The sequence below is a fragment of the Streptomyces alkaliphilus genome, assembly GCF_014141535.1.
Lineage (GTDB): Bacteria > Actinomycetota > Actinomycetes > Streptomycetales > Streptomycetaceae > Streptomyces > Streptomyces alkaliphilus.
Genome location: NZ_VKHT01000047.1, coordinates 1 through 13,199 on the forward strand (window position 1 = coordinate 1; position 13,199 = coordinate 13,199).

Sequence of the window (13,199 nt, forward strand, 5' to 3'; positions counted from 1 at the left end):
GCGCGGTGGGCGGGCCCTGGTCGTCCACGGGGAGCGCGGCGAGGGGACCTGAGGCCGACGCGAGGGGCCCACAGGGGCGCCGGGTGGTCCGATGGGCGACATCGCTAAGCGAACGCTCAGGGCTTCGGTGTAGGGTGATCCCCCGGCCGACACCCCGTCGGCCGTGCGCGGAGGGGTGCGTCCGACGGGCGACCCGGCCCCCGTGCAGCGGGAAGCGCGAAACGGAGGCGGGCATGCCGGCTCGGACACCTCGCCAGGACGGCACGGACTCCCTCGCCGCCTCCGTCGGACACGAGACCGCGGGGCGGCTGCTGTTGGCCGCCGTCGAGTCCTTCGCCGAGCGCGGCTTCCACGCCACGACCACCCGTGACATCGCGGGGCGCGCCGGCATGAGTCCCGCCGCGCTCTACATCCACTACCGGACCAAGGAGGAACTCCTCCACCAGATCAGCGTCTACGGCCACGAGCGGGTGGCGCGGCTCCTGGGCGACGCGGCGGCCGGCCCCGGCACCGCGGCCGAGCGGCTTGCGGTGGCGGTGAGCGCCTTCGCCCGGTGGCACGCCGAGCACCACACCCGGGCCCGGGTCGTGCAGTACGAACTGGCGGCGCTGGGCGAGGAGCACTACGCGGAGATCCAGCGGCTGCGCAGGCGCACCGCGGAGCTGGTGCGGGGGATCATCGCGGACGGCGTGGCCTCAGGGGAGTTCCGGGTGGCGGACGTGCGCGGCACCGCCCGCGCCCTGCTGTCGCTGTGCATCGACGTGGCGCGGTGGTACGACCCGGCCGGCTCCGACACCCCCCGGGAGCTCGCGCTGCTGTACGCGGGGCTGGCGCTGCGGATGGTCGGCGCCGAGGCGGACACCATCACCCGCGCGGTGGATCGGGCCGCCGGGGTCATGGACGCGTCGGGGGAGGGGGAGGAGCCCACCGCGCCCTGTGCCGGGACGGGGGACACCGCTTCCGCCGGCGCGCGATCGTCCGCCCGCCCCGGGCACGAGGACACCGGCCCCGCCGGCGGCTGAGCCGACCGGCGGGTTTCCGCCCGTTCGTCCCGGGCACCCGGAAGGGGAACACGGGGCACGGTCGTTCCCGAGGTCACGGCCGGGTGACAACCCGGCCGGGAACCGCGCGTCCGCCTGGCGCGTCCCCCGGGACACTGGTGTGATCGTGGGCACGGTGGCCGCGCCGCGCCGGGAGCACCGCCGGTGACCCGGATCCGCGGAACACGAGGAGTGGCGCCGGCGCCACGGGCCGAAGGGCGCCGCGCCCTTCAAAACTCCCGGGATCGGACGGGTGGGCGAACCATGCGAGGCTTCGAGGAACCCGACGGGCGGGTGACACCGCGCCGGTACGCCGGTCCCTCCGGCGCGCCCCGTGCCGTTCGCGTCGAGCCGGACACCTCCCGCCCCGCTCCACCGCGGAGCGCCCGGAACGACCATGTCCGCACCACGACGGCCCCCCGGGACCGTCGGTCATCGAGACACCGGCGCGATGTCGCGCCGGGCCACGGGGAGGACGCCAACCCATGTCCCTGAGTCAGAACGTCCGCCAGGCGGCCCGATCGGTCGCCCGCGGCGGCGACCCGCGTCAGGCCGCCGCCGGCCTGGTCAACGAGCGGGTGCAGAACGCCTTCGGCGGCGCCGGCGATCGCCGGGGGGGAGGTGACCCGGGGGAGGAGCCCGACGCCAACACCCCCGGCGTCGCGGACCCCGAGGACTTCCTCGCCGCCCGGGACCACGGGGCCTCGATCGGCACCCGCATCGAGCAGAAGACGACCTCGCTCAACGGGGCGGGCGAAGCGGTCAACCGCAGCGAGACCGAGCGCACCCGTTCCGGCACGGTGCACGTCATCTGCCCGATGGTGCTGCCGCGCGGTCGGACCCTGATCACCATGCTGCCCGCCGTGGTGCTGATCGCGATCGGTCTGGTGGCCGTCCTGGTGCTCTCCGCGATGAACGCCGCGGTGGCCACCAACCCGCTGTTCGGGGTGCACTACTGGGTGCTGACCCTGTTGGCGGCCGGCTTCATGTGGTGGCGCCAGGGCATGGTGATGGTGCCCGAGGGCTGCCAGGCCCTGATCACCCGGTTCGGCAAGCTCGAGCAGGTGGTCGGCCCCGGCCGGGTGATCCTCTTCAATCCCTGGAAGCGGGTCTCCTACATCGTCAACACCACCCGGGAATACCCGTTCAACGCGCCGATCCGCGAGGCCCCCACCCGCAGTGGCGTGCAGGCGTCCATCGACCTGTTCGTGCAGTTCCGGATCAACGACCCGGTGGAGTTCATCTACACGCTCGGTGCCGTGCGCGGCTTCCAGGAGAAGCTGAACAACGCGATCAGCGAGACCACCCGCAGCATGATCTACGAGCAGGAGGCGTCGGCCATCTACGACATGGTCGGCGAGAACACCAACCGCCTGCTGGAGCAGCTCAACCAACAGTTCAGCCCGGCGGTGGAACTGACCAACGCCAACATCACGCACGCCGAGCCCTCCAGCCAGGAGTACCGGATGGACCTGGCGGCGCCGGAGATGGTGCGGGTGGCCAAGGAGGCCTACACGCACGAGTACGAGCTCCAGTTGCGCAAGGAGCACAACGAGGGTGACCTGAACAAGGAACTGGCCTCCCTCAACGAGACCCTCTCGGCGATCCAGGCCGACATCGCGCAGTACCAGGCCCAGATGGACACGGCCCTGGAGCGCGAGACCAACCGCGCCCGCTCGGTGGCCCGTCAGCGGTTCGTGGAGGCCGAGTCCGAGGCCCGCGCCAACGCCGCCCTCCTGGAGGCCCAGGCCCTGGACATCCGCGCGGTCAGCGCGGCCAAGGCCCCGGAGATCCTCAACCACCGTTACCGGCAGCAGGTGCTCGACACCCTGGAGGGGGTCGCCGACCGGCTGCCGCAGGTGGTCAAGATCGGCTCCGGCGAGGATGCGAGCGTCAACTTCCTGAGCGTCGCCCGGGGCATCATCGGCGAGACCGGTGAGGAACTGTTCACCGAGAGCGACATGCAGGCCATCCGTGCCCGGATGGAGGAGATCTCCGCCCGCATCGCCGAACGGGAGGAGGAGATCCGCCCGTTGCGCCAGACCGGACCCACCACGGTCCAGGCGCCGGTCCTCTCGGAGGAGGCGGCCGCGGCGGAGGCCTCGGCCGAGGCCGGTCTGCCGGAGGGGATCGACGTTCCCACCGGATCGCCGTCCCCTCCGGGGGACGTGGTACCACCCGGTGACACCGGGCCCGCCGCCCCCGGCGCCGCTCCGCAGGACACCCCGCAGGAAGGGGAGCTGTGATGTCCCAGCCCGTACCCGACCGACACGGTTCCACGATCAAGGAGGCCCTGGCCTCCTGGGGCGACATCGCCCGCCTGCTGCGCGGGGGCGACGACGGTGCCCTGGTGCCGGTGGTCATCCCCCGGTCCAATCGGCGCACCGGATGGACGGTGCTGCTGTGGCTCGGCCTGTTCCTGATCCTCACCGGCGTGATGCTGCTGGTGGCCTCCGACGACGCGGACAACGGCCTGGCCGGCACGGCCTACGGGGCGCTCTCCGGTCCCGCCTTCATCGTCGGGGTGCTGACCCTGCTGCTGGGCATGCTGTGGTGGTGGCGTTCCTCGATCGTGGAGATCGAGCAGGGCACCACCGGGGTCCTGACCCGTTACGGGGCGGTCGTCGGCACCCTCGATCCCGGTCGCCACTACCTGTGGCACCCCTGGTCGCGGGTGGACTTCGTGGTGGACACCTCCACCGAGATCCCCTACTCCGCCCCGGTGATCGCCTGCCCGACCCGGGAGAACGTGCCGCTGAAATCGATCGAGTTCTTCCTGAAGTTCCGCATCACCGACGCGCTGCGCTTCGTGCGGACCATCGGTGCGGGCAACTTCGACCTGGTGCTCTCCAACGCGGTGCAGGACGCCATCCGGCAGCGCAGCCGTCAGGTGCGCACCGAGGAGGCGTACGACCTGCGCGGCTCGGACGTGAAGGACATGCAAGACCTGCTCAACCGCCAGTTGGACCGCTACGGCGTCCGGATCACCGGCTGCAACATCCCGGACGTGCAGTTGCCCGTGCAGTACCGGCAGCACCTCGCCACCCGGGAGCGGGTGTCGAAGGAGAAGGTCGCCTACGAGCAGGAGTGGGAGCTGACCCGCAAGCGGCGGATCGACACCCTGCTGATGGACATCGAGCGTTCCAAGAAGACCAGGGACGCGAAGATCGTCGAGGTCAACGCCGCGCTCAACCAGGCGCGCAAGGACGTGGCGCAGATGCTGGAGGAGCAGGAGACCGAGGCGCAGCGGGTCCGCTTCGAGATCGAGACCCGGGGTCGGGCCGGACTGGCCGCCGCGGAGAACGAGGCGAAGGCGCAGGAGCGGCTCGCCACGGCCTACCGGGACAACCGGGCCGTGTTGGAGTACGAGTTGGCGCGGCGGCGTCTGGAGGTCGGCGCGAAGCTCGCCGAGGAGGCGCCCAAGCCGGTGGTGGTGCAGACCGGGGAGGGCTCCGGGAGCGGCGACACCTCGGTGCTCACCACGCTGTTGACCGCCCAGCTGCTGCCCCGGTTGGGCGGTGGGGCGGGGTGGGCCGACGGCGCCCGTGCCCTGGCCTCCGGGCGTTCCGGGGCCCGTGGCCGCGACACCCGGGAGCCCGAGGACGAGTGGGAGGACGGGGACCACGGGCGGTGATTCCGCCGCCTCCCCCGAGTGGCTCCCGGGCCCCGTTCCCGCGCCCCCGTGGCGCGGGAACGGGGCCCGCCCCGCCGGTCCGGAGTCGGATCAGAGGTAAAAGCGGGTGACGGTCTCGGCCACGCAGACGGGCTTGTCCCCGCCCTCGCGCTCCACCGTGACGGCCAGCACGCTCTGTGCCCCGCCCGGCACCTCGGTCACCTCCACGATCCGGGCCCGGGCCCGGACCCGCGAACCCACGGGTACCGGGGCCGGGAAGCGGACCTTGTTGGAGCCGTAGTTGACCCCCATCCGGACACCCTCCACCCGGAGCAGCCCCGGCACCAGCACCGGCAGGAGGGAGAGGGTCAGGTAGCCGTGGGCGATGGTGGTGCCGAAGGGCCCCTCGGCGGCGCGCTCCGGGTCCACGTGGATCCACTGGTGGTCGCCGGTGGCCTCGGCGAAGAGGTCGATCCGCTTCTGGTCCACCTCCAGCCAGTCGCCGGGACCCAGCTCCTCGCCGATCGCCGTCCGCAGTTCGTCGGCGTTCGCGAAAACCCGTGGTTCGGCCATTCCGGTGCCTCCTCGTCTCGGTGCGGTGTCGCGCCGTGTCGTCCGGTACCGCGTCCGCGGTGCGGTACGGGGAACCACCCCACCGACTAAGCGCTCGCTCAGCATTCCCTGCCCCGCTCCCGCTGTCAACGCGGTCACACCCCTTCCCTCCGACCATACCGACCGGTTAGTCTGCCGCCGCGGCGTCGCGTCGCCCCGGGCCCGTCCGGTGGACCGGCGCACCGGAACACCCCGGCGGACGCGGACCGGGACCACCACCGATGAGGGGAGCCCCACCATGGCAGCCGTAGGGGACGAGCGTCCGGACCCCGTCCCGGACGCCGGTGACATGCGCGGCGCCGCCGTCGTGGTCACCGGCGCCGGCGGGGGCATCGGGGCCGCGCTGGCCCGCGGTTTCGCCGCGAGCGGGGCCCGGGTCGCGGTCAACGACCTCGACGCCGAGCGGGCCCTGGCGGTGGCGCGCGAGATCGACGGCGTCGCCGTGCCGGGCGACGCCTCCGCCGTGGTGCCGGCCGCGCGTCGCGCCCTCGGCGGTGCGATCGATGTCTTCTGCGCCAACGCCGGGATCGCCCCGACCGGCGGCCCGGAGGCCGACGAGGACGTCTGGGCCGCGGCGTGGGACGTCAACGTCATGGCGCACGTACGGGCTGCCAGGGACCTGGTTCCGGAGTGGCTGGAGCGCGGCAGGGGCCGGTTCGTGGCCACGGTCTCCGCCGCCGGCCTGCTCACGATGCTGGGCTCCGCCCCCTACAGCGTCTCCAAGCACGCCGCGCTCGCCTTCGCCGAGTGGATGGCCGCGACCTACCGCCACCGCGGCGTCTCGGTGCACGCGGTGTGTCCCCAGGGCGTGCGCACCGACATGCTCCGCGACGCGGGGCCCGCCGGGCAGGCGCTGCTCGCCGCCGACGCCATCGGACCCGAGGAGGTCGCCGAGGCGGTGCTCGCCGGAATCGCCGAGGAACGGTTCCTCATCCTGCCCCATCCCCGGGTGGCCGAGTACGCTACCGCCCGCGTCACCGATCCCAACCGCTGGCTGGGTGGGATGAACAAGATGCAGCGCATCATCGAGGAACGGACACGGGGCACCGCCGACGCGGTATGACCGACCGGGTGGACCGGCACGGTGTCCCGCCCCGCCGCACCGGCGGCGGCGGAAGCGGAAGGGCAGTGGTGGGGATGACGGACCGCGACAACGGGCGGACCGACGAAGGGGACGGCGGCCGCGGGACCGGTCTCCGGGAGCCGGCGCGCGAATCGGGCCGTGCCGCGGCCGTGCGCGGTGAGGTGCCCCGCAGACTCCTGGCCACCGCCACCCGCCTGTTCGCCGAGCGCGGCTACGAGGGCACCTCGGTCCAGGAGATCGTGGACGCCGCCGGCGTCACCAAGGGCGCCCTCTACCACTACTTCGGCTCCAAGGACGACCTGCTCCACGAGGTCTACGCCCGGGTGCTGCGCCTGCAACAGCAGCGGCTGGACGCCTTCGCCGACGCCGACGCCCCCGTGGAACAACGGCTGCGGGACGCCGCCGCCGACGTCGTGGTCACCAGCATCGAGAACCTCGACGACACCGTGATCTTCTTCCGCTCGATGCACCAGTTGAGCCCGGAGAAGCAGAAGCAGGTGCGCGCCGAACGGCGCCGCTACCACGAGCGGTTCCGCGCGCTGGTCGAGGAGGGGCAGCGCGCCGGGGTCTTCACCGACGAGACGCCCGCCGAACTGGTGGTGGACTACCACTTCGGCTCGGTCCACCACCTGAGCACCTGGTACCGCCGGGACGGACGGCTCTCGCCGCAGGAGGTCGCCGACCACCTCGCGGCGATGCTGCTGCGTTCCCTGCGCCCCTGAGCGGGGGCGGTAACCGCTCCGACCGGAGCCTTCGGGCCCGGACCCTCCTCGATCCCGTCGGCGACGGCACGCCCCGACGGCGTGCCGGCCCGCCCACGGGCGTCACCACACGACCGCGCCCACACCGCGGTCGCACCCGACACAGGGAGGTCCATCGTGAGGGCATGGCGGGTCCACGAGACCGGCGAGCCGACCGACGTCATGCGGCTGGAGGAGGTGCCGGAGCCCGAGCCGGGGCCCGGACAGGCGCTGATCCGGGTCCGCGCCGCCAACGTCAACTTCCCCGACGCGCTGTTGTGCCGGGGCCACTACCAGATCCGGCCGCCGATGCCGTTCACCCCGGGGGTGGAGTTGTGCGGGGAGGTCCTGGCCCTCGGGCCCGGCACCGATCCCGGGACCGCCCCGGCCCCGGGCGGTCGGGTGGTGGCCCAGCCCGCGCTGCCCGGCGGGGCCTTCGCGGAGAAGGTCGTCGCGCCCCTGGCCGATGTCTTCCCGGCGCCTGCGGCACTGGACGACGCGGAGGCCGCCGCCCTGCACATCGGCTACCAGACGGGCTGGTTCGGCCTGCACCGCCGGGCGGGCCTGCGGGCCGGGGAGACCCTGCTGGTGCACGCCGCCGCCGGAGGGGTCGGCAGCGCCGCCGTACAGCTGGGGAAGGCGGCCGGTGCCACGGTGATCGGGGTGGTCGGGGGACCGGAGAAGGCGGCGGTCGCCCGGGAGCTGGGCTGTGACACCGTGCTGGACCGCACGGAGGCCGGGGACGAACTGCCCGCCCTGGTCAAGGAGGCCACCGGGGGACGGGGGGCCGACGTGGTCTACGACCCCGTCGGCGGCTCGGCCTACGAGGCGTCCACGAGGTGCGTGGCCTTCGAGGGGCGGATCGTGGTCGTCGGCTTCGCCTCCGGCACCATCCCGCGTCCGGGACTCAATCACGCGTTGGTGAAGAACTACTCGGTGCTCGGCCTGCACTGGGGGCTCTACCGCTCCCGTGATCCCGAGGCGGTGACCGCCTGCCACCTGGAACTGACCGCGCTGGCCGCCCGGGGTGCCATCCGGCCGCTGGTGGCGGAGCGGGTGCCGATGGAGGGCGCGGCCGACGCCGTGCGGCGGGTAGCCGCGGGGACCACCACCGGGCGCCTGGTCGTGCTGCCCTGACGCACGGGGCCACAGGGCCCGGTGCCGTGGTGTGGGTACCACGGCACCGGGCCCGGTGGTCAGTCGGCGTGGCGGGCCAGTTCCCGGCGGGCCAGGGAGCGCTGGTGCACTTCGTCCGGGCCGTCGGCCAGCCGCAGCGAGCGGGCCGAGGCGTAGAGCTCCGCCAGGGGGAAGTCCTGCCCCAGTCCGCCGGCGCCGTGCACCTGGATGGCACGGTCCACGATCTCCGTGACGGTGCGCGGCACGGCGATCTTGATGGCCTGGATCTCGGTGTGCGCGCCCCGGTTGCCGACCGTGTCCATCAGCCAGGCGGTCTTGAGCACCAGCAGCCGCAACTGTTCCACCGCCACCCGGGCGTCGGCGATCCAGGTCCGCACCACACCCTGGTCGGCCAGGGGGCGACCGAAGGCGGTGCGTCCCAGGGCCCGACGGCACATCAGCTCGATGGCCCGCTCGGCCATGCCGATCAGCCGCATGCAGTGGTGGATGCGGCCGGGCCCCAGCCGGGCCTGGGCGATGGCGAACCCGCCGCCCTCCTCACCGATCAGGTTCTCCGCCGGGACCCGCACGTTCTCCAGGGAGACCTCGGCATGGCCCCCGTGCCAGTCGTCGTCGAAGCCGAGCACCGTCATCGCGCGGCGGACCGTCAGCCCGGGGGTGTCGCGGGGCACCAGGATCATCGACTGCCGGCGGCGCGGATCGCCCTCGGGGTCGGTCTTCCCCATGACGATGAACACCTCGCAGCGCGGGTTCATCGCCCCCGAGATGTACCACTTCAGACCGTTGACCACGTACTCGTCACCGTCCCGCTCGATGCGGGTTTCGATGTTGCGGGCGTCCGAGGAGGCCACCGCGGGCTCGGTCATGGCGAAGGCCGAGCGGATGGTGCCCTCCAACAGCGGCTTCAGCCACCGTTCGTGCTGCTCCGGCGAGCCGAACTCGGCGAGAAGTTCCATGTTCCCGGTGTCGGGGGCACCGCAGTTGAGGGCGGCGGGCGCCAACTGCGGACTGCGACCGGTGATCTCGGCCAAGGGGGCGTACTGCAGGTTGGTCAGCCCCGCGCCGTACCGCTCGTCGGGCAGGAAGAGGTTCCACAGTCCGCGTGCCCTGGCCTCCCGTTGCAACTCGGTGAGAACGGGGACGGGCTCCCACCGGTCGGCGGCGGCGGCGCGCTGTTCCCGGGCGACGGGTTCGGCGGGCAGCACCCGCTCGGTCATGAACGCCTCCAACCGTTCACGCAGTTCCTCGGTTCGGGCGTCGTGGGCGAAGTCCATGTGTCAGTCCTCCCGGAGATGCGTCAGGCCCTGGGTGATGAAGGTGGGAACGAGTTCGCCGATCCGGTCGAAGCCCGCACCGAGGGTGTGACCCAGGGTGAAGCGGTAGTGGATGCCCTCGAGAATCACGGCGAGCTTGAAGGAGGCGAAGGCGGTGTACCAGTGCACCCGGGAGACGTCCCGTCCCGAACCGGCGGCGTAGCGCTCGATCAGTTCGGCGGTGGACGGGTGGCCGGGAGCGGCACCGGTGGAACTCACCGGCGTGTTCGGGACGGGGTCCCGTTGGCAGTACATCGCCAACAGTCCGAGATCGGTCAGCGGATCGCCGAGGGTGGACATCTCCCAGTCCAGCACGGCGGTGATGCGGTCCCGCTCGTCCACCAGCACGTTGTCCAGGCGGTAGTCGCCGTGCACCACGGCGGGGGGGCCGGAGACGGGCATGCGGCGGGCCAGTTCCTCCCGCAGGCGGTCGATACCCGGCAGGTCGCGACTGCGGGAGGCGGCGAGTTGTTTCTCCCAGCGGCGCAGCTGACGCCCGAGGTACCCCTCCGGTCGGCCGAAGTCCTCCAGCCCGACGCCCCCCGGTTCCACCCCGTGCAGGGCGACCAGGGTGTCCAGCAGATCCGTCACCACCGCCCGGGTCCGCCCGGGCCCCAGCGCCGCCAGCTGGGCGGCGTCCCGGTACGGGACACCGGGCATCAGGTCCATCACGTAGAAGGGGGCGCCCAGCACGGCGGGGTCCTCGCACAGCAGTACCGTGCCGGGAACCGGGACGGCGGTCGGCCCCAGGGCGGTGATCACCCGGTGCTCACGGGCCATGTCGTGGGCGGTGGCCAGGACGTGCCCCAGGGGCGGACGCCGGACCACCCACTGTTCCGTGCCGTCGGTCACCCGGTAGGTGAGGTTGGAGCGGCCCCCCTCGATCAGGGAGGCGCTCAGCGGTCCGGAGACCAGGCCGGGACGCTCCCGGTCCAGGTGGGCCCGCAGGTGTTCGGGGTCCAGGCCCGGTGGGGATGAAGAGGGCTGTGGCTCGGTGCTCGCGTCGGCCATCGGCACGGACTCCCGGGACGTGGGGGACGAAGGGTCCCCCATATGATGCCGACCAGTCGGTATGTCGTCCATACCCGGGCGGTGTTTTCCCCCTCCCGGGGGCATGCCGGCCGTCCCCGCTCCCGCCGGTCGCACTCCTCACCGGGTGGTGAACGCGGCTCCCGCCGCGACCGCCGGAACCAGCACCGTCACCGGGACCATCGCCACGACGGCGTACCGCACGGCCGGCGGACGCGGACGCCCCCGGCGCAGTTCGGCCGTCCGACGCCGGGCCAACCACCCGAAGGACGCCCAGCCGACCGTGGCGATCCCCGCCACCGCGAAGCCGACCGGATCACCGGCCATCACCGCTCCCCGCCACACCAGCAGGGTCAGCACGGCGAACGCGAGCACCGTGCGCCACCAGGCCATGTCCGTGCGCTCGGGTTGGACCGCCGGGTCGCGCACGGGCAGCGGATCGGGAGCGGTCGCGTCGGCGTGCCCCGCCCTCATCGGACACCGCCCACCACGAACGCCACCGCGACCGCGGCGCCCAGCGTCCCGGCGATCAGCCCCAGCAGCAGCGGGACCCGGGAGACGGGCAGGTCCCGGTCACGGCGCATCGCCAGCTCGCACCGCACCCAGTGCCGCACGGCGTGCAGCGCGCACAGCGCTCCGGTCACCAACAGGGTCACCGCCACCGTCACCCGCAGGCCCGGGGTCAGGTCGGTGAGGAACTGATCCACCGCGATCCCGCCGGCCAGTAGCGCCAACCCGGTCCGAACCCACGCGAGGAAGGTCCGCTCGTTGGCGAGCGAGAATCGGTAGTCCGGGGTGGTGCCCTCCCGTTGCAACCGTCGCGGGGAGAGATACATCAGCACCGTGGACCACGCCCGAGCAGCCATGATCCCGAGCCTAACCGCACGTTCCCGGGATCACCCGAAGCCCGTCGCCGGCCCGTCGGGCGCGCGCCGGGGCCCCGGGCCCGTACCCGCGACGAACCGGGGTGTTGACGCCACGGCTTTCGGGTTCGATGATCACCGGGCGGCCCGCCCGGGCCCGAGGGGAGGCCACATGTCGCAGGCCGCAGCGGGTGCGGAGGGACGGGCCCCGGACATCCCCGGCGACACGGCCGCCGACGTCGTCGTCATCGGGGCGGGCCTCGCGGGTCTGGTCGCCGCCGCCGAGTTGGCCGAGGCGGGTCGCTCGGTGATCGTGCTCGACCAGGAGCCCGAGGCATCCCTGGGGGGCCAGGCCCACTGGTCCTTCGGCGGGCTCTTCCTGGTGGACTCGCCCGAACAGCGCCGCCTGCGGGTGCGCGACAGTCCCGAACTCGCCCGGCAGGACTGGTTCGGCTCGGCCGGCTTCGACCGCCCCGAGGACCGGTGGCCGCGCCACTGGGCGGAGGCGTACCTCGACTTCGCCGCCGGTGAGAAGCGGGCCTGGCTGCACGGCATGGGGGTGAGGTTCTTCCCCGTCGTCGGCTGGGCCGAGCGGGGCGGCGCCGACGCCTCGGGCCACGGCAACTCCGTCCCCCGCTTCCACATCACCTGGGGAACCGGCCCCGGCGTGCTGGAGCCCTTCCTCCGGCGGGTGCGGCGGGCCGTGGAGGCGGGGCGGGTGAGCCTGCGCTTCCGCCACCGCGTCACGGAACTGGGCCGCACGGCGGGATCGGTGGACACGGTGGCGGGCGAGGTCCTGGCCCCCGACCCGGCCGAACGGGGTGCGGCGAGCAACCGTGAGCCGGTCGGCTCCTTCGAACTGCGGGCGCGGGCCGTGGTGATCGCCTCCGGTGGCATCGGCGGCAACCACGACATGGTCCGCGCCCACTGGCCGGAACGTCTCGGCACCCCGCCGCGCCGGATGCTCTCCGGGGTCCCCGCCCACGTGGACGGGGAGATGCTGACCGTCGCCCGGCGGGCCGGTGGCCGATTGATCAACGGCGACCGGATGTGGCACTACACCGAGGGCATCGAGAACTGGTCCCCGGTGTGGGCGCGGCACGGCATCCGCATCCTCCCCGGACCGTCCTCACTGTGGGTGGACGCCCTGGGCGCGCGGCTGCCCGCCCCGCTCTTCCCCGGCTTCGACACCCCCGGCACCCTCGCCCACACGGCCCGGTCCGGCCACGAGCACACCTGGTTCGTGCTCACCCGCCGGATCATCGAGAAGGAGTTCGCGCTCTCGGGCTCCGAACAGAATCCCGACCTGACGGGAAAGAGTGTGCGGGGGGTGCTGGCCCGGGCGCGTTCCGGGGCGCCGGGACCGGTGCGGGCCTTCATGGAGCGGGGCGCCGACTTCGTGGTGGAACCCGACCTGCCCGCCCTGGTGCGGGGCATGAACGCGATCACCGGCGAGGACCTGATCGACGAGGCCGCCCTGCGCCGGGTGATCGAGGCCCGGGACCGGGAGGTGGTCAATCCCTTCACCAAGGACGCGCAGCTCACCGCCGTCCACGGGGCGCGCCGCTACCTCGGGGACAAGCTGATCCGGGTCGCCGCCCCGCACCGGTTGTTGGACCCGGACGCCGGGCCGCTGATCGCCGTCCGACTGAGCGTTCTCACCCGCAAGACCCTCGGGGGTCTGGAGACCGACGACCGGGCCCGGGTGCTCACCGCCGAAGGGGAGCCCTTGCCCGGGGTGTACGCGGTGGGGGAGGTCGCCGGGTTC

General features: G+C 73.2%; 11 protein-coding genes and 1 pseudogene. 7 read left to right on the forward strand and 5 right to left on the reverse strand.

Going from position 1 to position 13,199, the window contains the following annotated elements; all coding sequences use genetic code 11:
- Positions 1 to 233: 233 nt before the first annotated feature.
- The 3 genes and pseudogenes from FNQ90_RS03255 to FNQ90_RS03265 all read left to right on the forward strand — a co-directional run.
- Positions 234 to 851: pseudogene (locus FNQ90_RS03255) on the forward strand (TetR/AcrR family transcriptional regulator); the annotation flags it as partial.
- A gap of 674 nt (positions 852 to 1,525) precedes the next feature.
- Positions 1,526 to 3,286, forward strand: coding sequence for an SPFH domain-containing protein (locus tag FNQ90_RS03260; protein ID WP_182604870.1), 1,761 nt, complete (start codon positions 1,526 to 1,528; stop codon positions 3,284 to 3,286).
- Positions 3,286 to 4,674, forward strand: coding sequence for an SPFH domain-containing protein (locus tag FNQ90_RS03265; RefSeq protein ID WP_182604871.1), 1,389 nt, complete (start codon positions 3,286 to 3,288; stop codon positions 4,672 to 4,674). The genes FNQ90_RS03260 and FNQ90_RS03265 overlap by 1 nt, the downstream gene beginning before the upstream one ends.
- 90 nt (positions 4,675 to 4,764) lie before the next feature.
- On the opposite strand, the gene FNQ90_RS03270 is transcribed toward FNQ90_RS03265, so the two are convergent.
- On the reverse strand, positions 4,765 to 5,226 hold the full coding sequence (locus tag FNQ90_RS03270; protein ID WP_143617484.1) for a MaoC family dehydratase: 462 nt from the start codon (positions 5,224 to 5,226) through the stop codon (positions 4,765 to 4,767).
- A 277-nt stretch (positions 5,227 to 5,503) separates the two neighbouring features.
- Here FNQ90_RS03270 and FNQ90_RS03275 point away from each other — a divergent pair, with 277 nt between their 5' ends.
- From FNQ90_RS03275 to FNQ90_RS03285, 3 genes are all read left to right on the forward strand, one after another.
- Positions 5,504 to 6,328: an SDR family oxidoreductase gene (locus FNQ90_RS03275; RefSeq protein WP_407699300.1), complete on the forward strand. Its 825-nt coding sequence runs from the start codon at positions 5,504 to 5,506 to the stop codon at positions 6,326 to 6,328.
- A gap of 74 nt (positions 6,329 to 6,402) precedes the next feature.
- Positions 6,403 to 7,071 carry a TetR/AcrR family transcriptional regulator gene (locus FNQ90_RS03280; protein WP_143617486.1) on the forward strand — a complete coding sequence of 223 codons (669 nt, stop codon included), beginning with the start codon at positions 6,403 to 6,405 and terminating at the stop codon, positions 7,069 to 7,071.
- Between the two features lie 156 nt (positions 7,072 to 7,227).
- The gene (locus FNQ90_RS03285; protein WP_182604872.1) at positions 7,228 to 8,226 is read left to right on the forward strand and encodes an NADPH:quinone oxidoreductase family protein; all 999 of its coding nucleotides are present in this window, start codon (positions 7,228 to 7,230) and stop codon (positions 8,224 to 8,226) included.
- Positions 8,227 to 8,285: 59 nt separating this feature from the next.
- Here FNQ90_RS03285 and FNQ90_RS03290 read toward each other — a convergent pair whose 3' ends face one another.
- The 4 genes from FNQ90_RS03290 to FNQ90_RS03305 all read right to left on the reverse strand — a co-directional run bounded on the left by FNQ90_RS03290 (position 8,286) and on the right by FNQ90_RS03305 (position 11,434).
- Positions 8,286 to 9,500 (reverse strand): acyl-CoA dehydrogenase family protein, encoded by a 1,215-nt coding sequence (locus FNQ90_RS03290; RefSeq protein ID WP_182604873.1) that lies wholly within the window; start codon positions 9,498 to 9,500, stop codon positions 8,286 to 8,288.
- Between the two features lie 3 nt (positions 9,501 to 9,503).
- On the reverse strand, positions 9,504 to 10,550 hold the full coding sequence (locus FNQ90_RS03295; protein WP_182604874.1) for a phosphotransferase family protein: 1,047 nt from the start codon (positions 10,548 to 10,550) through the stop codon (positions 9,504 to 9,506).
- Between the two features lie 138 nt (positions 10,551 to 10,688).
- A complete protein-coding gene (locus tag FNQ90_RS03300) occupies positions 10,689 to 11,042 on the reverse strand; it encodes a DUF202 domain-containing protein (protein WP_182604875.1) in 354 nt (117 codons plus the stop codon).
- Positions 11,039 to 11,434 carry a YidH family protein gene (locus FNQ90_RS03305; RefSeq protein WP_182604876.1) on the reverse strand — a complete coding sequence of 132 codons (396 nt, stop codon included), beginning with the start codon at positions 11,432 to 11,434 and terminating at the stop codon, positions 11,039 to 11,041. Before FNQ90_RS03305 ends, FNQ90_RS03300 begins: the two co-directional genes overlap by 4 nt.
- Positions 11,435 to 11,603: 169 nt before the next feature.
- Here FNQ90_RS03305 and FNQ90_RS03310 point away from each other — a divergent pair.
- Positions 11,604 to 13,199: FAD-binding dehydrogenase (locus tag FNQ90_RS03310; protein ID WP_182604877.1), on the forward strand; the 1,596-nt coding region annotated here is incomplete at its 3' end.